The sequence below is a fragment of the Shimia sp. MIT910701 genome, from assembly GCF_047126315.1.
Classification (GTDB): Bacteria; Pseudomonadota; Alphaproteobacteria; order Rhodobacterales; family Rhodobacteraceae; genus Shimia.
The window spans coordinates 4036643-4057594 of the sequence record NZ_CP138953.1; the positions used below are offsets into that span (position 1 = coordinate 4036643).

General features: G+C 59.6%; 19 protein-coding genes. 11 read left to right on the plus strand and 8 right to left on the minus strand.

The annotated features are described in order from the left end of the window. Positions 1–5 precede the first annotated feature (5 nt). The 4 genes from SIB38_RS19685 to SIB38_RS19700 all read left to right on the plus strand — a co-directional run bounded on the left by SIB38_RS19685 (position 6) and on the right by SIB38_RS19700 (position 3725). Positions 6–770, plus strand: coding sequence for a hypothetical protein (locus SIB38_RS19685; protein WP_412550892.1), 765 nt, complete (start codon positions 6–8; stop codon positions 768–770). Positions 771–942: 172 nt separating this feature from the next. Continuing rightward, a complete protein-coding gene (locus SIB38_RS19690) occupies positions 943–2145 on the plus strand; it encodes a TCR/Tet family MFS transporter (RefSeq protein ID WP_294119008.1) in 1203 nt (400 codons plus the stop codon). Positions 2146–2238: 93 nt separating this feature from the next. Then, positions 2239–3327 carry a Zn-dependent alcohol dehydrogenase gene (locus tag SIB38_RS19695; RefSeq protein WP_412550893.1) on the plus strand — a complete coding sequence of 363 codons (1089 nt, stop codon included), beginning with the start codon at positions 2239–2241 and terminating at the stop codon, positions 3325–3327. Positions 3328–3353: 26 nt separating this feature from the next. Further along, on the plus strand, positions 3354–3725 hold the full coding sequence (locus SIB38_RS19700) for a hypothetical protein (RefSeq protein WP_412550894.1): 372 nt from the start codon (positions 3354–3356) through the stop codon (positions 3723–3725). On the opposite strand, the gene SIB38_RS19705 is transcribed toward SIB38_RS19700, so the two are convergent. Further along, entirely contained in the window at positions 3726–4589 is an 864-nt protein-coding gene (locus tag SIB38_RS19705) for a LysR family transcriptional regulator (RefSeq protein ID WP_294119011.1), read from the minus strand. A 116-nt stretch (positions 4590–4705) separates the two neighbouring features. Here SIB38_RS19705 and SIB38_RS19710 point away from each other — a divergent pair, with 116 nt between their 5' ends. The 7 genes from SIB38_RS19710 to SIB38_RS19740 all read left to right on the plus strand — a co-directional run bounded on the left by SIB38_RS19710 (position 4706) and on the right by SIB38_RS19740 (position 11907). Continuing rightward, on the plus strand, positions 4706–5833 hold the full coding sequence (locus tag SIB38_RS19710) for a TauD/TfdA family dioxygenase (RefSeq protein ID WP_412550895.1): 1128 nt from the start codon (positions 4706–4708) through the stop codon (positions 5831–5833). Beyond that, complete coding sequence (locus SIB38_RS19715) at positions 5830–6426, plus strand: HD domain-containing protein (RefSeq protein WP_294119014.1); 597 nt, start codon at positions 5830–5832, stop codon at positions 6424–6426. Before SIB38_RS19710 ends, SIB38_RS19715 begins: the two co-directional genes overlap by 4 nt. A gap of 122 nt (positions 6427–6548) precedes the next feature. After that, on the plus strand, positions 6549–7778 hold the full coding sequence (locus tag SIB38_RS19720) for a mandelate racemase/muconate lactonizing enzyme family protein (RefSeq protein WP_294119015.1): 1230 nt from the start codon (positions 6549–6551) through the stop codon (positions 7776–7778). Positions 7779–7881: 103 nt separating this feature from the next. Beyond that, a complete protein-coding gene (locus SIB38_RS19725) occupies positions 7882–8172 on the plus strand; it encodes an ArsR/SmtB family transcription factor (protein ID WP_168591570.1) in 291 nt (96 codons plus the stop codon). Positions 8173–8175: 3 nt separating this feature from the next. Beyond that, positions 8176–10599, plus strand: a complete 2424-nt coding sequence (locus SIB38_RS19730) for a ligase-associated DNA damage response DEXH box helicase (RefSeq protein ID WP_412550896.1) — start codon at positions 8176–8178, stop codon at positions 10597–10599. 113 nt (positions 10600–10712) lie between these two features. Continuing rightward, positions 10713–11375 (plus strand): ligase-associated DNA damage response endonuclease PdeM, encoded by a 663-nt coding sequence (gene pdeM, locus SIB38_RS19735; protein WP_294119017.1) that lies wholly within the window; start codon positions 10713–10715, stop codon positions 11373–11375. A gap of 109 nt (positions 11376–11484) precedes the next feature. Further along, positions 11485–11907 carry a PaaI family thioesterase gene (locus SIB38_RS19740; RefSeq protein WP_294119018.1) on the plus strand — a complete coding sequence of 141 codons (423 nt, stop codon included), beginning with the start codon at positions 11485–11487 and terminating at the stop codon, positions 11905–11907. A gap of 11 nt (positions 11908–11918) precedes the next feature. Here the strand turns inward: SIB38_RS19740 and SIB38_RS19745 are convergent, their stop codons facing one another. The 7 genes from SIB38_RS19745 to acs form a co-directional block, all read right to left on the minus strand. Next, positions 11919–13346 carry an exonuclease domain-containing protein gene (locus tag SIB38_RS19745; protein WP_412550897.1) on the minus strand — a complete coding sequence of 476 codons (1428 nt, stop codon included), beginning with the start codon at positions 13344–13346 and terminating at the stop codon, positions 11919–11921. Continuing rightward, positions 13346–13867, minus strand: coding sequence for a hypothetical protein (locus tag SIB38_RS19750; protein ID WP_294119021.1), 522 nt, complete (start codon positions 13865–13867; stop codon positions 13346–13348). The genes SIB38_RS19745 and SIB38_RS19750 overlap by 1 nt, the downstream gene beginning before the upstream one ends. A gap of 20 nt (positions 13868–13887) precedes the next feature. After that, positions 13888–15723, minus strand: a complete 1836-nt coding sequence (locus tag SIB38_RS19755) for a DUF294 nucleotidyltransferase-like domain-containing protein (protein ID WP_294119022.1) — start codon at positions 15721–15723, stop codon at positions 13888–13890. A 175-nt stretch (positions 15724–15898) separates the two neighbouring features. Beyond that, positions 15899–17686 (minus strand): sodium:solute symporter family protein, encoded by a 1788-nt coding sequence (locus SIB38_RS19760; RefSeq protein ID WP_412550898.1) that lies wholly within the window; start codon positions 17684–17686, stop codon positions 15899–15901. Between the two features lie 17 nt (positions 17687–17703). Next, positions 17704–17964 (minus strand): DUF4212 domain-containing protein, encoded by a 261-nt coding sequence (locus tag SIB38_RS19765; protein WP_294119024.1) that lies wholly within the window; start codon positions 17962–17964, stop codon positions 17704–17706. A 79-nt stretch (positions 17965–18043) separates the two neighbouring features. Further along, positions 18044–18652, minus strand: a complete 609-nt coding sequence (locus tag SIB38_RS19770) for an adenylate kinase (protein ID WP_294119025.1) — start codon at positions 18650–18652, stop codon at positions 18044–18046. Positions 18653–18658: 6 nt separating this feature from the next. Further along, positions 18659–20623, minus strand: a complete 1965-nt coding sequence (gene acs / locus SIB38_RS19775) for an acetate--CoA ligase (protein WP_412550899.1) — start codon at positions 20621–20623, stop codon at positions 18659–18661. Positions 20624–20952: the final 329 nt, after the last annotated feature.

Below are 20952 nucleotides of genomic sequence, written 5' to 3' on the forward strand. Positions count from 1 at the left end.
CGCCTATGACCGCCTCTGTTTTTGACAGCCCGATGTTCACCAAGCTTTACCCGGTGGGCGAAGCAGGTCGCTTGTTCACCCACAGCGCCGAAATCCGCGCCGCTTTGCTGGTGCTGGGCACGCTGGCCAAGGTGCAGACCGAACGCGACGAGATCCCCGAAGACAGCGCCTTTTTCATCCACCGCAGTTCGATGGAGGTGCAGATTGATCCGGCAGGACTGGCCGAGGGCGTTGCCCAGGATGGCAGCTACATTCCGGCTTTGGTCGCTGCCTTCGACAAAGCGATGGAAGCGCCGGAGCACAGCAAACACATCCTGCACAACACCAATCCGCAAGACGTTGCCGACACCGCGCTGATGCTGCGCCTGCGCCAGCTTCTAACACAAGCCGAGACCGCGCTGAAAACCCTGCCCGACAGCGACGCCCGCACCACATTGTTGGCTGATCTGCCGATGATCCGCGACACCGGTTTGCGGGTCGCTTTCACCGATGCGCCGGAGATCGGCACCGCCATTGGCGAGGCCCTCAAACTCGGCGCACCCCAAGACGCCCGCGCGCCTATCCGCACCATTGCCAACTGGCTCACGCTGGCAGGTGACACCACTGCAAACACTGCGCCGGCAACTCCTGCCAACGCCGCCCTGCATGCCCAGCTTTTGGGTCTCAACGCGCTATTTCAGGAAACATCAGATGCCGCCAGCGAGGCGCTGTATCTGCCGCAAATCGCGCTCAGCAGCCTGTCCTTGCTACTCATGGCGTCCGCTGCCTAAACCCTGCTTGCCGTCACGGCAGGCTTGCAGCCTCCTAGAGGCAACACCAGTTTGCACAACACGTTTAAGCCCTCCTTCTGCCACCGGTAGACTGTGGGCCCCTGCCTTAGTAATCAGTTGACCCCCTCGCGAATTCCTGCCCTGATACAGCCATAGAGTTAAAGTCATTATCATGCGCAACCGCCTGCCAATATTTGTTATTCTCGCCACAGTGATCATCGATGCCATGGGCATCGGCCTGATCATCCCGGTGATGCCAGACCTCATTCAGGAGGTAACCGGCGGCGACCTTGGCGCAGCGGCGATTTGGGGCGGCATTCTCTCAACCGTCTTTGCCTTCATGCAATTCCTTTGCGGTCCGCTTCTTGGCAATCTTTCGGACCGCTTTGGCCGCCGCCCCGTATTGTTGGTGTCGCTTGCCGTGATGTCAGCGGACTATGTGATTGTGGCGCTGGCACAGAACATCTGGATTCTGGTGATCGGTCGCATTGTCGCCGGGATCACCGCCGCCACCTACGCCACCGCCATGGCCTATATGGCGGACATTTCGAAACCTGAGGAAAAGGCCAAAGCCTTTGGCCTTGTCGGCGCAGGCATCGGCGTGGGTTTTGTCCTTGGTCCCGCGCTCGGCGGTTTGCTCGCCCAATTTGGCACCCGCGCGCCTTTCTGGGCGGCCGCCGTGCTGGCAGGCGGCAATGCCCTTCTAGGGTGGTTTGTCCTGAAAGAAACCGTGACCGAGGCCAACCGACGCGTGTTTGAATGGCGTCGCTCCAACCCGCTTGGGGCCCTAGCTGCACTCAACACCTTGCCCAATATGAGCAAACTTCTGGTGGTGTTTTTCCTCTATCAGGTTGCCGCCGCCGTCTATCCGGCAATCTGGCCTTACTTCATCATCGAGAGGTTCGGCTGGTCCGAAGGCATGATCGGCCTCAGCCTCACCGCCTACGGCCTGTGTTACGCCATCGTGCAAGCCACACTCATCGGCCCGACCGTGAAATGGATGGGCAACCGCCGCACTGTGACCCTCGGGCTCGCTCTGGAGGTCGTCGCGCTGGTCTATCTCGGGTTCATCAATACTGGCCTGCTGTTGTTCATAGGCATTCCCGTTGCCGCGCTTTCCACCATTGGCCTGCCAGCGCTGCAAGGCATCATGTCCCGCCGCGTGTCCGATGACGCGCAGGGTGAGCTGCAAGGCCTGTCCTCCTCCTTGACCTCCCTCGCCCACATCCTCGCGCCTTTGGTGATGACACAAACATTTGCCTACTTCTCCGACGACCACGCGATCCTCTACCTGCCTGGCGCACCTTTCCTGCTCTCCGCCGTCCTAATTGTCTTTGCAATAGTGGTTTTTGCAAAGTCACGTCGCGCCACTTAGGCCAAAAACGACACCCTTTGTCTGGATTGAACCATCCGTGCGGGCCTAAGCTGGCCAAAACTGGATGTGACACCAAACACAAGGGACCCGCCCATGAGCACCATCAAAGCCGCCGTCTGCCATGAATTTGGTCAGCCCCTTGTTGTTGAGGACGTCACCCTGCGCGCACCGCAAATGGGTGAGATCGAGGTCAAACTCTCCGCCGTCGCCATCTGCCACTCTGACATCTCTTTTGCCGACGGTGCCTGGGGCGGCAGCTTGCCCGCGGTCTACGGCCACGAAGCCGCGGGTCACATCACCTCTGTGGGCGACGGCGTGGTTGGCCTGGCCGAAGGCGACCCCGTTGTGGTCACCCTGATCCGCGCCTGCGGCACCTGCCCGACCTGTTCTGAGGGCAAACCCGTGATCTGCGGCACGCCGTATGATGGCTACAAAGGCCCGCTGGCCACTGTGGACGGCGGCAAACTGCACCAGGCCATGGCCTGCGGCGCCTTTGCTGAAAAGGTCGTGGTGGACCAATCTCAGGTGGTGAAAATCTCTGAAGACATCCCAATGGACGCCGCCAGCCTGATTGCTTGTGGCGTCATCACCGGCGTTGGCGCAGTGGTGAACGCCGCCCAAATCCGCGCCGGTCAGGACGTGGTGGTGATTGGCGCAGGCGGCGTCGGCCTCAACGCCATCCAAGGCGCACGCATCGCCGGTGCGCGTCGCATCGTCGCTGTCGACATGAGCGAAGAGAAACTTGAAATCGCCAAAGAATTCGGCGCCACAGACGGCGTGCTCGCCACCGACAAAAAACCCTTCATCAAAGCCATGCGTGCCATGGGCCGGGGCGCGGACGCGGTGATCGTCACCGTAGGCGCCATCCCCGCCTATGACGACGCCCCCCGCTACCTCGCACCGGGCGGCAAGGTCATCATGGTCGGCATGCCGCACTCCGGCGCCAAATCCACCTACGAGCCTGTCATCCTCGCCGCCATCGGTCAGGGCATGCAGGGCTCCAAAATGGGCGACGTCGTGATCAAACGCGACATCCCATGGATGGTTGACCTCTATGAGCAAGGCCGCCTGAAACTCGACGAGCTCATCTCCGGCCGCTGGACGCTGGATCAGATCAACGAGGCCATCGCCGACACCAAAACCGGTAGCGCAAAGCGCAATGTGATTGTATTTGACAGCTAACGTCCCAATCGCTCCCGGAGGCCCCCGTGCTCAAGTTTGTCACCGAGCTGTTCAAACCCAACGCCCCCAAGGCGCCGCTGCCCATCACGTCGGAAACCTCGATGAACTTCGACAGCCGAGAAGTGGCGCCTTTCCTCACGCAACTGGCCAACAACAGCCGCTTTGCCTTCCCGGAAGACATTGCCAGGTCCATCGGCACCGCCGTGGGCGACATCCCGGTTGAAGATACAAAACGTTGGAAGATCACAGCCGACTTTGACGGTCAGCCCATCTTGATGGAAATCGAAGCCTTCATGGACGACGTCGACGCCCCGGACCTCTATTTCTTCAGCACCCAAGCCGCGATTAGTGAAATCGAGCGCGAACTCGAAGCCTTTGCCGAGGCCATCGGCACGTAACTACGCCGCGCCGTCCACCAAACAGTCCGACAACTGCCGCCACTGCCGCCGCGACAGCCGTTCCTTGGCACCGAGCAGCCAATAAGTCTCGTGGTGACGCAGCACCTCATCTGTGACCTGCACCAACCGCCCTGAATCCAACTCCGCCTGCACCAAGGGCAAAGACGCCAGCAGCACCCCCTGCCCGGCCCGCCCCGCCGCCAGCCCCGCACAAAAACTGTCAAACCGCAGATGCGCCACCGGCGTTGTCGGCGTGTCTGTCTGTGCACACCACCGCCGCCAGCTTGGCCGCGGCCCGGACACTGACAGGCGCGGCAACACCCGCCAATCCCCTTGCGCCAGCAGCTCAGGCGCCACCACCGGGCTCAACCGCTCTTCATAAAGCGGCACCGCATAGGCCACCGGCCAATCTCCACTGCCATAGCGGATGCGCACCGCCGCGTCATCTTTGGCATCACCGGAGGCCACCACCATTGTGCTCAGCGTGATCTGCGCCCCGCTGACCTCCGCCAACCGCCCCAAACGCGGCACCAGCCACAGCTCATTCACCGACGCGCTTGCCGAAATCGTCAGCCGATTCCGCGACACGCCAAACAGCGCCTCCGTGCTGTCACGCAACCCCACCAGCGCCGCCTGCACATGTGGCAGCCAGGCCTCGCCATCCACTGTCAAGATGATCCGCCGCGCTTGCCGCACAAACAGCTGCGTCCCCAGCCGCGCCTCCAGATTGCCAATGCGCTGGCTGATCGCCGATTGCGTCAACCCGGTTTCCTGCGCCGCCGCTGTAAAACTGCCCAACCGCGCCGCCGCCTCAAACGCCCGCACCCACTCTAGTGGCAGATGATCAAACCCAGCCTTATCCATTATCAAAACCGTCCCTCAGGATGAAAAAGGATAACTTGAGTTTATGCCTGCGCATCCCCAGTTTGTCGACAAGACATCACAAGCCCTAACGCCCTCGCCTAACCCAAGGACATCTCATGACCCAGGTGCAGCTCTCCCCCGACAATCAGGTCCTAACGCTTACTACGCCCTCTGACACTTTTCGCTACCACGGCGTCTGGCTCCGGCACAACGCGCTGGATGCCGACACCCGCGATCCCGGCAACGGCCAACGACTAATCACACTGGCCGACCTTCCCGACACTTGCGCCTTGTCTAAGGCAGAAGTCACCGACGACACCGTCACTGTTACCTTTGCCGAAGACAAGAAAACCGTCACCTTCCCGGTCGCTTGGCTTCTCAGCAATGCTTATGACCGCCAGCAAGACACCACGTTGGGCCACCTGCCAGAGCACGCCGAGACTTGGGGTGAAGCCCTTAACGAAGACGTGCCCACTGGCCACTACCCTGACCTCACGAGCAACCCGGACGCAAAACGCGGATGGCTTGCCGCCATCCGCCGCTACGGCTTTGCCAAAGTCACCGGCCTGCCCACGGAATCCGGCGCTCTGTTCAAAGTGGTCAACCTCTTCGGCTACGTCCGTGAGACCAACTACGGCCGCCATTTTGAGGTCCGCACGGAGGTCAACCCAACCAACCTCGCCTTCACCGGCCTCGGGCTGCAAGCCCATACCGACAACCCCTATCGCGATCCGGTGCCAACCCTGCAAGTCCTGTCCTGCCTTGAGAATTCCGCCGAAGGTGGCGACAACATGGTGGTCGACGGCTTTGCAGCCGCGCAAAAGCTGCGCGAGATCAACCCTGAAGGCTTTGCACTCTTGCACAGCCATTCCGCGCGTTTTGAATACGCAGGCGAAGCGGGCGTACGCCTCACCTCCCGCCGCCCTGTGATTGGCCTCTCTCCCGAAGGCACGTTACAAAACATCCGGTTCAACGCCCGCTCCGCTGCCGCGCCGGTCGACGTGCCGTTTGACAAAATGCCCGCCTACTACGCAGCGCTGCGCCAGCTGTCCGACATCATCGACGACCCGGCATCAGAAGTCCGCTTCAAACTGGCTCCCGGCGAGGCCTTCATTGTCGACAACACCCGCGTGTTGCACGCCCGCAAAGGCTATTCCGGCGCTGGCAAACGCTGGCTGCAGGGTTGCTACGCGGACAAAGACGGGCTGCTCTCCACCCTCGCAGCGCTGGAGGCAACTGCATGAACCCGGATTTCTCCACACTGACGCGAGACAACATCGTGGCCTTCTTAGGCGACATCTTTGACCGCCGCGGCGGCGAGGAATACCTTGGCGAACCGGTCACCATGGCTGAACACATGCTGCAAGGTGCCACCATTGCCGAACAAAACGGCATGCCCGAAGACGTGATTGTCGCCGCGCTGCTGCATGACATCGGCCATTTCACGTCGGAGTTTGGCACCTACCACCCCGACGACACCGAGGACCGCCACCACGAAGACGCGGGCGCCGAAGTGCTTGCCCCCTTCTTCCCCTCGGTGGTCACCGACTGTGTGCTCTACCACGTCGCCGCCAAACGCTACCTCTGCGCCACCAAACCGGAGTATTTCAAACGGCTCTCCGCCGCCTCTGTGCACACTTTGGAGCTGCAAGGCGGCCCGATGTCGGACGACGAGGTCGCCACTTTTGAGGCCAACCCAAATCTGGAGAAGATCATTCAGGTCCGCTACCTCGACGAGGCCGGCAAACGCGCTGACATGGTCACGCCGGACTTCTGGCATTTTGCCCCGATGGTACAGCGCGTGGTGGACGCACATCTTAACGTGTCTTCAAGTTAACAAACGCAACGGGCAAATACGCACCACCGCAAAACAGTCGTGATACCGACAAAATACCGACGTTGATTTTGAGGTCAAAAAGGCCCCTTACTTCACCGAACGCTGTTGTAAGGACCACGCCGATGAAGCTCACCGATCTGGATATCATCGTCACCGCGCCCCCCGCCCCCGGTTGGGGCGGGCGCTACTGGATTTTGGTGAAACTTCAAACGGATATCGGCATCACGGGCTGGGGCGAATGTTACGCCTCCTCCGTTGGCCCCGTCGCCATGGAAGCGGTGATCCGTGATGTTTTTGAACGGTATTTTGAGGGCGAAAACCCTGAAAACATTGAACGTTTGTTCCGCCGCACTTACTCTTCGGGATTTACGCAACGCCCTGATTTAACGGTTATGGGCGCCTTCTCCGGCCTCGAAATCGCCTGTTGGGACATCTTGGGCAAAGATCGCGACCGCCCTGTCTACGCCCTTCTAGGCGGATTGATGAACGAACGCCTGCGCGCCTACACCTACCTCTATCCCCTTGAGCACCACAACATTTCCGACTTCTGGACGTCTCCGGAAATGGCCGCCGAAAGCGCGCTGGCGATGGTGGACAAAGGCTACACAGCGGTGAAATTCGACCCTGCAGGCCCCTACACCATGCGCGGCGGCCACATGCCCGCCATGAGCGACATCTCCATGTCCGTCGCCTTCTGCGCTGCCATCCGCGAAGCCGTTGGAAACAAAGCAGATTTACTCTTCGGAACCCACGGTCAATTCAACACTGCAGGTGCCATCCGCCTTGGACAAGCCTTGGAGCCTTATAGCCCCCTCTGGTTCGAAGAGCCGACCCCGCCAGACAACCTCGAAGACATGGCCCGCGTTGCGAAAAACGTAAGGATTCCAGTGGCTACCGGCGAACGCCTGACCACCAAATCCGAATTTGCCGCCGTCCTGCGCGCCGGTGCCGCCGAAATCCTGCAACCCGCCTTAGGACGTGCAGGCGGCATCTGGGAAATGAAAAAAGTCGCTGCAATTGCAGAGTGTTACAACGCCCAAATGGCCCCACATCTCTATGCCGGCCCCGTTGAGTGGGCCGCCAACATCCACCTCGCGGCCTCAATCCCCAACCTTCTGATGATCGAGACCATCGAGACCGAGTTCCACGACGCCCTCATCGCATCCTCCATCAAGGTCGAAAATGGTTTTGTCACGCCACCAACCACCCCCGGACTGGGCATAGAGGTCAACGAAACCCTTGCCAGACAACATAAATTTGACGGCAACGGCCTGCACTTGCAAATGCAGGACGCGCCTTGTGACTACGTAAACGGCAACTCTTTTGCCGGAGGAGCGCCACCAAAATCCTAACACACCTCGAAAACCGAGGCGGTCGATGTTATATCAGGCGCAGTCAGGAGTAACTGGGCCCAATACCGTGAATATCCAAACCCCACCAGCACCGCCCTCCGAGATGGAGAAAAACGCCGAAGCCGCCGCCGCTTACCTTAAAACGCTGGCGCATTCGGGCCGTTTGATGATCCTGTGCCACCTCGGGTCTGGTGAAAAATCGGTGTCGGAACTGGAAGCGCTGTTGGACCTGCGCCAAGCCGCCGTGAGCCAGATGCTCGCCCGCCTGCGCGAAGAGGGCTTGGTCACCACACGGCGGGATGGAAAAACCATCTTTTACAGTCTGGCGGACGACAACACCTCTCAGGTTATCTCTCTGTTGTATAACCTTTTTTGCGCGCCTGACGCGACCTGAGCCTTGCCGGACACAACGGCGCTACCGCAAAACATCGAAGCCTGGTTTGCCAAACGAAACTGGCAGCCGCACCCGCATCAGCGCGACATGCTGGCCCGCGCCGAGGATCCCTGCACCCTGCTGATCGCCCCCACCGGTGGCGGCAAGACCCTTGCCGGTTTCTTGCCGACCTTGGCCGACCTCGCCACCACGCCGCATGACGGCCTGCACACGCTCTACGTTTCCCCGCTCAAGGCGTTGGCGGCCGACATCAAACGCAACTTGCGCGCGCCAGTGGAAGAGATCGGCCTCGACATCCGCATCGAGGATCGCACCGGCGACACCTCGCAAACCGTCAAGAAACGCCAGCGTGTAGACCCGCCGCACATCCTGCTCACGACACCAGAAAGTCTAGCGCTTTTAACCTCTTACGAAGACGCCCCCCGCATCTTCAAAGGCCTCAAACGTGTGGTGGTGGACGAAATCCACGCGCTAGCGGAAAGCAAACGGGGCGACCAACTCTTCCTCGCGCTCGCCCGGCTGCAATCCCTCTGCCCCGATCTCAAACGCGTCGGCCTCTCCGCGACAGTCGACCACCCCGAAGACATCGCCAAGCTGCTCGCACGCAATCCCGATCCCTGTGAAATCCTCTACGCCGATCCCGGTCCGGCACCCGATATTGCCATGCTGGAAACCGAAGAAGCCCCACCCTGGCTCGGCGGCGGCGCGGCCTACGCCATCCCTGCGGTTCTGGAGCAGGTCAAGGCGCACAAAACCACACTGATCTTCCACAACACCCGCGCGCAGGCGGAAATATTCTTTCACAATCTGTGGCTTGCCAATGACGACGCCCTGCCGATTGGCATCCACCACGGCAGCTTGGACCGCGAACAGCGCGAGAAAGTCGAGGCCGCCATGGTGCGGGGCGACCTGCGCGCCATTGTCTGCACTGGCAGCCTGGATCTCGGCATTGACTGGGGCGATGTGGACCTTGTCATTCAGGTCGGGGCCCCCAAAAACGTCAAGCGCCTGGTGCAACGCATCGGCCGCGCCAACCACCGCTACAATGCCCCCTCCAAAGCACTGCTGGTGCCCGCCAACCGATGGGAAGTCGTGGAATGCATCAACGCGTTGCAAGCAGTGCAGGAGGGCGATCTGGACGGCGACCCGCGCGGCCCCGGCCCCCGCGACGTACTGTGCCAGCATATCCTGCTGCGCGCCGCCTCCGGCTCGTTTGATGCGGACGACCTCTACACCGAAATGACCAGTGCGGGCGCCTATGTGGACCTGTCCCGCGATGCCTTTGACACCTGCTTAGAGTTCTGCGCCACCGGCGGCTACGCCCTAAAGGCCTATGACCGCTGGCAACGCCTGCAACGGCGTCCCGACGGCCAATGGCAGCTGCGCGATCCCCGCGCCGCCGCCCGCCTGCGCATGAACGCGGGCACCATTCAGGACAGTGACACCCTGAAGGTACAATTGAAACGCAACCTCGGCGGCAAACCATTGGGGGAAGTCGAAGAGGCCTTTGCTGCAACGCTTTCTGCAGGCGACACCTTCCTGATTGGCGGGCAGATTGTGCGCTACGAAGGCCTGCGCGACATGACCGTACAAGTCTCACGCAACGCCACCCGCAAACCCCGCGTGGCCGTGTTTTCCGGCACCAAATTCTCCACATCCACACAACTATCGCAGCGCACCTTGCGCTACTTGCAAGCGGACAACTGGCCCGACCTGCCCGCCCACACGGCAAACTGGCTGCACCTCCAGCGCAGCATGTCCCGATTGCCGGAACCAGATCGATTGTTGGTGGAAACCTTCGAGCGCGACGGACGGCAAAATATGTGCGTCTACGGCTTTGCCGGGCGCAATGCGCAGCAAACCCTCGGCCTATTGCTGACCAAACGCATGGAAGACATGGACCTCGCCCCGATGGGGTTTGTGTCCTCAGACTATGCCACGCTGATTTGGGGGCTGGACGAAGTGACCGACCCGCGCCCGCTATTTGACCTAAAGACATTGAAAGACGGCTTGGACGGCTGGCTGGCGGGCAATGCGCTGATGAAGAAAACCTTCCGGGGCGCCGCCACCATTGCTGGCCTGATCGAGCGCAACACTCCAAGTGCGCGCAAGTCGGGGCGGCAGGCAACGTTTAGTTCAGACATTCTTTACGATACCCTGCTCAAATACGATCCTGATCACGTCTTGATGCAAATCACCCGCGAAGAGGCGTTGCGCGGTCTGGTCGATTTTTCTCGGATCGAAGCGTTGCTCAAAAGTGTCGAAGACCGGATAGACCACGTCGTCGCGCCGCATGTCACGCCACTGGCCGCGCCGCTGTTGTTGGAAGTTGGCAAAGTGCCCGTGCAAAGCGGCAGCGCGGAGGAACGGCTGCTCGCGGAAGAAACCGAAGCGCTTATGAACGACAGCGGGCTCGCAAAAGTTTAGGTTGTGCACGCTGACACGCTCAAAGCAGCGTAAAATCCGGAAAAATGTTCGAATTCTGCAAGGGGTGAAACTGCCCCCTTGATCCATTTGGGGACACAGGATACGAACATACCATGAACGGAGTTTCCTTTTCACTGGCTGGGACAACCCTCACCGCATTGGGCTCTGGCGCTCTCTGGTGGGAGGATCGGCGCATGTTGATCGTGTCCGACCTGCACCTCGGTAAAACCGAGCGCGCCCTACGTCGTGGCGGCCCAGCAATGCCGCCGTATGAGACCCGTGACACATTGATAAGATTGGAAAATGACCTCCAGGCCAGCAATGCGGCCACAGTGATTTGCCTGGGCGACAGCTTTGACGATATCGAAGCTGCCAAGACGCTTCCAGAGGCGGATCGCCTTTGGATTTCCCGCCTTCAGGCCGGACGCCGCTGGGTCTGGATCGAAGGCAACCATGACCCCGGCCCCATCGACCTTGGTGGCGCACATCTGGCCGAGCTGCCTGTGCCACCGCTGACCTTTCGCCACATCGCCCAGAACGGAAAAAGTGGTGAGGTCTCAGGCCACTATCACCCGAAAGTTCGTGTAAAAACCCGCCTGCGCAGCATCTCGCGCCCGGCCTTCCTGTTTGACAGCAACCGGGTCATTCTGCCTGCCTATGGCACCTACACAGGTGGCTTGCGCTCCGACGACACCGCCTTGGCTGCGCTAATGCGCCCTGAGGCCATGGCGATCATCACCGGACAAACCCCACGACAACTGCCCATGCCACGTTAAGCGCGCGCACCAGCGCTCTATGAACCTTAAAGAAATCCGCAACGTCAGTGATTGACCATCACGTGCTGCCCCCTTCAGGATACAAGCGTCCAAAGGAGAGCAACGCAGCATGTCACCAGAAATCGACGCCAAAATCCGCGCCAGCTTTGCCGAGCAATCTATAATGCAAACCATGGGCGCAACAGTCGCCGATGTGTCGGACGGCAGCGTGACCTTGGCTGGCCCCGTTCTGGAAAGCTGTCAGCAGCAACACGGTTTTGGCCACGCCGCTTTGACCTTTGGTCTGGGCGACAGCGCCGCAGGCTATTCCGCTTTGTCTGTCATGCCTTTGGAAGCCGAAGTTCTCACCAGCGAAATGAAGATTCACCTGCTCGCCCCCGCTCAAGGCGAGCGCCTGGAAGCTGTCGGCAAAGTCATTAAGCCCGGCAAGCGGTTGGTGATCGTGCAGGCCGAAGTCTTTGCAATCGAAGGCACGAAACGCACGCAGATCGCGCTGATGACCGGCACCATGGTCCCGATTTTGCCCAATTAGGCCAAGTCGCCTCAGTTCATGTCATCCAACAAGCGCCCATGCTTGCGGGTCTGCTCCAACACATCTCCAAGGGTGGTATGCCCTCGCGCCGCCAACATAGGGAGCATATGACACAGCACCTCGGCTGTCGCCTGCGCATCCCCCAGCGCCGTGTGGCGCAGATGCTCGGGGATCACCACACCCAAGCGCTCACAAAGCGCGTCCAGCGTGTGCTTCTCCGTGGTACCAAATAGCACCGCTGAGAGCAGCACCGTATCCAGAATGGGCTGCGGCCAGTCGATCTCCATCTCATTGCCGTGTCGATGCATAAACGCCATATCAAACGGCGCATTGTGGGCCACGATCACAGCGTCCCGCGCAAAGTGATGAAACTCTGCCACCACCGATTTTGGCGGCGGCGCAGAAGCCACCATCGCATCGGTAATGTGGTGCACTTTGGTGGAGGCTGGCGGAATGGGACGGCCTGGATGAATATAGCGGTCCATCGCCTCGCCATATACAATCTCGCCCCGCAAGACCCGCACCGCGCCCAGCTGCACCAACTCGTCTTTGTGCGGCAGCAAGCCAGTGGTTTCACAATCAAACACCACAAAGGGGATCTGATCGAGCCGCCGCGCAGCCAGATCGGAAATTGGTTGATCCCCGAGCAGTTCAAAATCAAACGTCAGGGGACGCTCCGCGTCAGGCGCAATCTCCAAGTGGGCATCATCGATCAGGATCATATAGCTGTGCGTGCCGCGCAAAGGCTTAAGCCGTGCATCAAACGATACTCGCCCATCCGGACAAGTTGCCTCAAACGCCACCTCGACACCTTCTTGCAGAAGCCGCTCGTGCGCATCCAGAACCCGCTCTTTAGAGAGATAGTCAAAGATTGACGCATTCAACCGCGGCGGCGCAATCTGCGCCAAGGTCCCTGCCGCCTGCCCGTCATAGAGCATAATCCGATGATCCGGACCAACCAACAGGATTGCCACCGGGATCTCGGTCAGCAGCGCGGTGAGCTGTTCTCGATCCGAGGTCAGCGTCTCGGTCTCTTGGGCTACGGTTTGGGCTATATCAATGGTGGCATTGCTCAACCGCGTCGACACCGCTTCGACGGCAGGTGCCAAATCTCCCAAGTAGCGCGCCGAGTGCGTGTCCACAGTGGCATTCACACCGGAATGCGCCCGCGCGCGCAATGTGGTGGACAAAGCCTGAATGGGCTTGGCGACGTTCTCATCAAACAACAGCCAGATGCCCACGGCCAACGCCAGAAAGCCAAAGCCGCCAATGATCCCCGCAAGGATAAATCCGCTCGCCACCCCGTCCGTCAACGCGCTGCGATAGCCCGCCCAAAGCGCGCCAAACATCACCGCCACGCCGCCAAAGGCCAACAGGGCGAAGAACAGCAAGATGCGTAACCGCAAAGACAACCCCGCCAAAATCGCCCGCTGTCCCATCACGACACCTCACACACCGCATTCAAAAGCGCATCATCTTCCGGCGCGGTCACCCACTGCGCGCCCTCAATGGAACCGGCATCGTCAAAGCTGATCCCATCGGTCAGCGCGGCACGGCGCCCTGTCCCGCAATCTGCTGCCACATTCAGGCGGTTCAGCGGCGACCAGCGGCCATAGAAATACACCTGTGCCAATCGTAAATCAGGTTGCGCAGAGTTGGTTTGCACTGAGGCCGTGTCCAGCGCCACAAACCGTTCGGTCAACGGCACCACATAGGTCCAAGGGCGATAAACCGCGTTGGTTTCAACAATCTCCACCACTTCAAAGCCTTCCGGCAAAGTCGCGGTCGTACGGCTGTACCAGCTGTATTCCGAGCTCACAGTGGCGGCGATCATAGCGCCTCCTGCGGCCACCGGCGTCAGCCATTTCGGCAACCGGCCACCTGTCGCCATCCGAATGAGCGCCATCAGCCCGGCGCCCCCCATGCCTGCAAAAATCACCGCGATCAGTTCCAGAAACATCTCGCCCCCCTCTTCTTTCGTTAGCTCAACGCGCCGCGCCCGTGGCCAATCGCAGATTGAAGCGATTTTACAACCACAAAAGCGTCGCGCAGATGGCTGCGTTCAAAGTCCGACAAATCCGCCGGTGACAAATAGTTGTCCGGCGCCTGCCCTGCATGGATCTGGCGCAGCTGATGGTCCAGCCGCATCTCCGCAATCAAGTCATAAGCACTCAACAAGTCCGCCGCTCCCGCGCTTGAAATCCCCGCCGATCCATCACTGGCCGCGCGCAATCGTGCCCGTGTATTTGCCGGTGTCAGCCGCCCCTGCAAGGCACACAACCGCCCCAAATCGACCACCGGCACAACCCCGTTGTGTTTCATATCAATCTGGTTCTTGTGCTCGCCAGAGCGAATGGTCGCCAACCCGCGCAACACGCCAAGCGGCGGATGGTGCTTGAGCGCATTCCCAACCATATGGGCGACAAAGATCGAGTTATGGGACGCCGCCGCCAAGGTCTCATTCTGAAGCCGCGCAAAGCAATCCAGCTTGCCGCCAATCGGCCGCAGATCAAACATCACGCTGGCCAACATCTGCGCTTCAGGGTTGGGCGTCGTGATCCAGCCCACGAAGTATTCCCGCCAAACCCGCAGCGGTTGCCGCCAGCGATCCGCCGTCGCCATCATGTCGCCAGGGCAATAGACATAACCACAAGTATTGAGCCCGTCGCAAACAAACTGCGCCAGCTGTGCAAAGTAGCCTGTACGCATCTCTTCCGTGGCCGCATCATCTAGGATCAGACAGTTGTCCTGATCGCTCACGCCGGTCTGTTCCTGCCGTCCCTGAGAGCCACAGGCCAGCCAAACATACGGCACAGGCGGCGGGCCAAGCTTGTTCTCAGCCAACGCCAAAAGCCGCCGCGTGGCGGTATCTGCCACATCAGTGATCAAGCGCGTGACAATGTCATGCCGGTGCCCCGCCCCGACAAGCTGCGCCAACAGCTGTGGAATGCGGGCGGTGACTTTGGCCATTTCTTCTGCACTGTCCGCCTTGGCAATCTCGCGCACCATCTCGGCACTGGTGACTGCCTGAAAACGGGTCAGATCGGTCTGTGTGACAATGCCTACGAGCTTGTTTTTATCGACAATCGGAATGTGCCCAATGCCATGTTCCATCATCATGTGCAGCACGTCCGAGCCAATCGCCGTAGACGGCAGTGTTCTGGGCGCGCGGGTCATGATCTCTGCCAGCGCAGTTTCCGGCGTGCGATCCTCGGCCAACACCTTCCCGACCAGATCGCCGGTGGTGATGATCCCCAAAAGCGCGTCTCCTTCGGTGATGCACAGCGACGAAATCCCAGCGGCGTGCATCTTCTGGGCCGCAGCTTTGACAGTGTCTTCCGGCGCCAGCGTGATCGGTGTTCGCGCCATAATGGTGGCCACTTCGGTGGAGGCCAGATCGCTGGTAGGCGTCTTTCGCCCTACTGGCCGGGCACGATCAAAGAACCGCTGCACAGCACCTTCTGTGGTGCGCACTTTCTGGAACGCACTCACAGGTAACATCAACAAGGTTGTGTCGCTTTCGCATCGGGCGCTGGTCACCGCCACGCCATCGCGCAGCAGCCCCCTTTCACCAAAGGAATTGCGCAATCCCAAATGGGACACCACCGCGCCATTTTCATCGGTCACCTCAACGGTGCCGCTATAAATCAGATACAGGCCATCAAGCTTTTGTCCGAGGCGGTAAATCTGCGTATCGGTTTCTAGAACTTGAACTTCAAAAAAGGCGCCCAGTTCCTGCAACGCCTCGTCAGACAGGCTGTCATAGGGATGAACGGAACGCAAAAAACGGGTGATTTGATCATGAGTTAGTGACATGGGGGCACCTTGTCATGTGGGGGACGTAAGCGGCAAGCGGACGCGCTGCCGCAGCAATCACTCCCAAGCCAACCGTCAGTCTTGGAAGGGAAAAGTTGCCCCCGACAGGATCGGAGGCAACGGCATTAAAGTGACGGCGGATTGGGGGCAACCCGCCGTCAAGGGACGCAAGGGCTCAGTGATCCTGAGCTGCACCTGCGCCGCGGGGAACTCGAACGCTTTCCACAAGCGCCTTGATGTCCGCTGGTGTCTCTTTGGTCATACCTGCCACAATGTAGGCCACCGCAAAGTTCACCGCTGCACCAATGGCACCGAAGCTGGTCGATTTGATCGTGCCCAGAAGCGGGTCAGCATCGGTGAAGGAGTTGGTGCCCGGAATGAACAGCCAGCCTTTGTGCAGGAAGATGTAGATCAGCGTCACAGTCAGACCTGCCAGCATGCCAGCCACCGCACCGGTGTTGTTGATCTTGGTGGAGAAGATCCCCATCATCAACGCCGGGAAGATGGACGCCGCTGCCAGACCGAAGGCCAAGGCCACGGTTTGCGCCGCAAAGCCTGGAGGGTTCAGACCCAGCCACGTTGCCACAGCAATTGCCACCGCCATCGCGATCCGTGCGGACAGCAGTTCGCCCTTTTCGGAGATGTTCGGGTTGATCGCACCTTTGATCAGGTCGTGAGACACGGCGGAGGAGATCGCCAGCAACAGACCCGCAGCAGTAGAGAGCGCCGCTGCCAGACCACCCGCAGCCACAAGACCAATCACCCAAGACGGCAGGTTTGCGATTTCAGGGTTCGCCAGCACCAGGATGTCACGGTTGAACTTGGTCAGCTCGTTGCCTTCCCAGCCTTTTTCCGCGGCCATTGCCTGAAGATCTTCGTTCTTGTCGTTGTAGAACTGGATCTTGCCGTCGCCGTTTTTGTCTTCCCAATCCAGCAGACCGGTTTTCTGCCAAGTGGCCATCCAGTCGTACTCAGGATCGTTTGCGATCTGCTCGGTGGTCACTGCTTCACCGGAGATGCCGCCATTTGGCCACATCAGCTCGGAAATGTTCAGGCGGGCCATCGCACCAACAGCAGGCGCCGTCAGATACAGCAGCGCGATAAACACCAGCGTCCAGCCTGCGGACCAACGGGCGTCCGAAACTTTTGGCACGGTGAAGAAGCGCATGATGACGTGTGGCAGACCTGCGGTACCGATCATCAGAGACAGGGTGAAGAGCACCATGTTCAGCGTGTCGGCGTGGTGGGCGGTGTATTCCTTGAAGCCAAGGTCGGTCACAACCGCATCCAGCTTCGCCAGCAGAGGCTCACCGGAAGCTACGTGATCCCCAAACAGACCCAGCGCCGGAATTGGCGAGCCGGTCAACTGCAGCGAGATGAAAACCGCTGGAATCGTGTAGGCGGTGATCAGAACACAGTACTGCGCCACCTGGGTGTAGGTCACACCTTTCATGCCGCCAAACACAGCATAGGCAAACACAACACAGGCACCGATCAGCAGGCCAGCGGTGTTGGACACTTCCAGGAAGCGGCCAAAGGCCACGCCCACACCGGTCATCTGACCAATCACGTAGGTGGTGGAGGCAACGATCAAGCAGACCACAGCCACAATACGGGCGGTTGGGCTGTAGAAACGATCGCCGATGAATTCCGACACGGTGAACTTGCCAAACTTACGCAGGTATGGCGCAAGCAGCAGCGCCAGCAGCACGTAGCCACCGGTCCAGCCCATCAGGAAGGAAGAGTTGTCATAGCCGGTAAAGGCGATGAGGCCAGCCATGGAGATAAACGAGGCCGCGGACATCCAGTCCGCCGCTGTCGCCATACCATTGGTGACCGGGTGAACGCCGCGACCCGCAGCGTAGAATTCAGACGTGGACCCGGCGCGGGCCCAGATCGCGATGCCGATGTATAGCGCGAATGACGCGCCCACAAACAGCAGGTTGATTGCGAATTGGCTCATTGTCCCTCAGATCCTTTTTATTCTTCGTCAACGCCGTGGGCGATGTCGAGTTTGTTCATCTGCCAGGCGTAGTTGAAGATCAGCGCCAGGAAGACCAGGATCGATCCTTGCTGGGCAAACCAGAAGCCCAGGTCAGACCCGCCCACGGAGATTCCCGCAAGCATTGGGCGCAGCAGGATGCCAAACCCAAAAGAGACCAGCGCCCAGATGACGAGGCTGATCAAAATGATACGCACATTGGCTTTCCAATACGCGTCGTTGGATGAGTTTTCGGACATATATGTCTCCTCCCTCTCGGTTCTTTCCTCCACACCCGCTGGCTCTGTGGCTGGCGGGTGCTTTCCCTCATGCGATCGATTAGGAAACGATCACGCTCAGCTCTTTGGCAATGGCGTCAATCACGCCCATTGCATCCACAGATTTCAGCACTCCTTTGCCCTCGTAGTAGGCAATCAATGGTGCGGTTTGTGCGTGGTAAGCCTCCAGGCGCTGCACCAATGTTTCCTCATTGTCATCGGCGCGCACTGGCTGTCCGGCAGCCTTGGCCTGTTCGGCACGGTGCAAGATGCGCTGTACCAAAACCTTGTCATCGACCTTGAGCTCGATGGCAGCGTCCAGCTTGATGTCAAACTCTTCCAGCAGTTGGCCCAAGGCATCTGCCTGCGCCAGCGTGCGGGGGAAGCCATCAAAGATGAAACCTTTGGCGTCAGTGTTGGAGAGCTTTTCCTTAATCAGGCCAATCACGATGTCATCGGTGACCAATTCCCCGCGTTCCATAACGTCGGCCACACGTTGACCAAGCTCAGATCCGCTGGCTTTGGCCTCGCGTAGCATGTCTCCGGTAGAGAGCTGCACCAAACCGTGATTTTTGACCAGCAGTTCCGCCTGAGTGCCTTTGCCGGCCCCGGGAGGGCCAAGCAAGATGACATTAACAGTGCGGGTGAGAGTTGCAGTATCGCCTTGCATATCCAATCAGCCCCGGTTCATGCGATTTTCGATGAGTTCATCAACCACCGACGGATCTGCCAGTGTGCTGGTATCCCCCAGGCTGCCGTAGTCGTTTTCGGCGATTTTGCGCAGGATGCGGCGCATGATTTTGCCGGAGCGGGTTTTGGGCAGACCGGGCGCCCATTGGATCAGGTCGGGCGAGGCAATTGGGCCAATTTCCGTCCGGACCCAGGTGCGCAGTTCTTTGCGCAGCTCCTCGGAAGGCTCCTGATCGTTCATCAAAGTGACGTAGCAGTAGATGCCTTGGCCTTTGATGTCGTGCGGATAGCCCACCACAGCAGCCTCAGCGACAGCGGCGTGGGCCACAAGCGCAGATTCCACCTCGGCGGTGCCCATGCGGTGGCCGGACACGTTGATCACATCGTCCACACGGCCGGTGATCCAGTAGTCGCCATCCGCGTCGCGCTTACAGCCGTCACCCGCGAAGTAGTAGTTTTTGTAGTCGCTGAAGTAGGTCTTCTCAAAGCGCTCGTGGTCGCCCCAGACGGTGCGCATCTGGCTCGGCCAGCTTTCTTTGATCGCCAGAACCCCTTCGACATCATTGCCGGAGATCTCTTCGCCAGACTGCGGGTCCAGCACCACCGGGTGCACGCCAAAGAAGGGCTTCATTGCTGCACCTGGCTTGGTCGCATGGGCGCCGGGAAGGGGCGTCATCATGTGGCCGCCGGTCTCGGTCTGCCACCAGGTGTCCACAATTGGGCAGCGGCCGCCGCCGACCACGTCGTTGTACCAGGTCCAGGCCTCGGGGTTGATTGGCTCGCCGACGGTGCCAAGGATGCGCAAGGAGCTGAGGTCACATTTCTCAACATATTCATTGCCTTGGCCCATCAAGGCCCGCAGCGCGGTGGGCGCGGTGTAGAACTGGTTCACGCGGTGTTTTTCGCACACCTGCCAGAAACGGGAGGCGTCCGGATAGGTCGGCACACCCTCAAACATCAGCGTGGTGGCGCCATTGGCGAGCGGGCCATAGACGATGTAGCTGTGGCCGGTGACCCAGCCCACATCGGCGGTGCACCAGAAGATGTCGCCGTCTTTGTAATCAAAGGTGTATTCATGCGTCATCGAGGCATACACCAGATAGCCGCCGGTGGAATGCACCACGCCTTTGGGCTGCCCGGTGGAGCCGGAGGTGTAGAGGATGAACAGCGGATCTTCGGCGTTCATCTCGGCCGGTTTGCAGTAGTCGCCGACTTCCATGACCATCTCGTTGTAGTCATAGTCGCGGCCGTCGATCCAGGTGGTCTGATCGCCAGTGCGCTTCACCACCAGACACTTGACGGTGTCTTTGGTGTGCAGCAGGGCGGCGTCGGTGTTGGACTTGAGCGCGGTTTTGCGGCCGCCACGTGGGGCGCTGTCTGCGGTGATCACCACTTTGGCGTCACAGCCGTTGATCCGGGCGGCGAGCGCGTCTGGAGAGAAGCCGGCAAACACGATGGAATGGATCGCGCCGATACGGGCACAGGCCAGCATGGCGTAAGCCGCTTCCGGGATCATCGGCAGGTAAATGACAACGCGGTCGCCTTTGCGCACGCCCAGCTGCTCCAGCACATTGGCCATGCGGCAGACGCGCTGGTGCAGATCGGCATAGGTGATCGACTGGGCTGGCTCGTTGGGATCATCCGGTTCAAAGATGATCGCGGCCTGATTGCCGCGGGTTTCCAGATGGCGGTCGATACAGTTGGCGGCCACGTTGAGCGTGCCGTCTTCAAACCATTTGATGTCCACAGCACCGGGCGCAAAGGAGGTGTTCTTCACCTTGGTGTACGGCTTGATCCAGTCCACACGCTGGCCATGCTCCCGCCAAAACGCCTCAGGATCAGACACTGACGCCGCGTACATCTCATCGTATTTGGCGGTATCAATATGTGCGTCTTTGGTCAGCTCTGCGGATGGCAACGGGCTGGCGGATACATTGGTGTCCAACGACATGAAGGCTCCTCCCTCGGTCAAAAACTTTAAAAACTCCTCACTCAAGCCAGATGGCTCAAGACCCCGCGGTCAGAATAGGGATTTGTGAAAACAAGGAAACAAAGCACGGAAATAAAACAGAAAATCTGTAAATATTTTTCCGACCAGCCACCGCATACTGTAAATTTTTTTCTGATGAGGGCCGGAAAACCCATATTCATAAGGACTTGGAAAGAACTTGTTAACGTGTTGAGGCACGGCAAAATCGCGCTCTGCAAAAATGCGAGCGCTAACATTTTCATTCCAGAAGGTGTGACATTTCGTACCGGCCAAAATTTGCGAAAACAGAT

Bases quoted from the DNA above. Each gene is read 5' to 3' on its own strand.
- SIB38_RS19770 (WP_294119025.1), bottom strand. From the start codon at position 18,652: ATGCAAGGCGATACTGCAACTCTCACCCGCACTGTTAATGTCATCTTG.
- SIB38_RS19765 (WP_294119024.1), bottom strand. From the start codon at position 17,964: ATGTCCGAAAACTCATCCAACGACGCGTATTGGAAAGCCAATGTGCGT.
- SIB38_RS19695 (WP_412550893.1), top strand. From the start codon at position 2,239: ATGAGCACCATCAAAGCCGCCGTCTGCCATGAATTTGGTCAGCCCCTT.
- SIB38_RS19710 (WP_412550895.1), top strand. From the start codon at position 4,706: ATGACCCAGGTGCAGCTCTCCCCCGACAATCAGGTCCTAACGCTTACT.
- acs (WP_412550899.1), bottom strand. From the start codon at position 20,623: ATGTCGTTGGACACCAATGTATCCGCCAGCCCGTTGCCATCCGCAGAG.
- pdeM (WP_294119017.1), top strand. From the start codon at position 10,713: ATGAACGGAGTTTCCTTTTCACTGGCTGGGACAACCCTCACCGCATTG.
- SIB38_RS19725 (WP_168591570.1), top strand. From the start codon at position 7,882: ATGGAGAAAAACGCCGAAGCCGCCGCCGCTTACCTTAAAACGCTGGCG.
- SIB38_RS19755 (WP_294119022.1), bottom strand. From the start codon at position 15,723: ATGTCACTAACTCATGATCAAATCACCCGTTTTTTGCGTTCCGTTCAT.
- SIB38_RS19745 (WP_412550897.1), bottom strand. From the start codon at position 13,346: ATGGGACAGCGGGCGATTTTGGCGGGGTTGTCTTTGCGGTTACGCATC.
- SIB38_RS19690 (WP_294119008.1), top strand. From the start codon at position 943: ATGCGCAACCGCCTGCCAATATTTGTTATTCTCGCCACAGTGATCATC.
- SIB38_RS19760 (WP_412550898.1), bottom strand. From the start codon at position 17,686: ATGAGCCAATTCGCAATCAACCTGCTGTTTGTGGGCGCGTCATTCGCG.
- SIB38_RS19750 (WP_294119021.1), bottom strand. From the start codon at position 13,867: ATGTTTCTGGAACTGATCGCGGTGATTTTTGCAGGCATGGGGGGCGCC.
- SIB38_RS19705 (WP_294119011.1), bottom strand. From the start codon at position 4,589: ATGGATAAGGCTGGGTTTGATCATCTGCCACTAGAGTGGGTGCGGGCG.
- SIB38_RS19720 (WP_294119015.1), top strand. From the start codon at position 6,549: ATGAAGCTCACCGATCTGGATATCATCGTCACCGCGCCCCCCGCCCCC.
- SIB38_RS19740 (WP_294119018.1), top strand. From the start codon at position 11,485: ATGTCACCAGAAATCGACGCCAAAATCCGCGCCAGCTTTGCCGAGCAA.
- SIB38_RS19715 (WP_294119014.1), top strand. From the start codon at position 5,830: ATGAACCCGGATTTCTCCACACTGACGCGAGACAACATCGTGGCCTTC.
- SIB38_RS19685 (WP_412550892.1), top strand. From the start codon at position 6: ATGACCGCCTCTGTTTTTGACAGCCCGATGTTCACCAAGCTTTACCCG.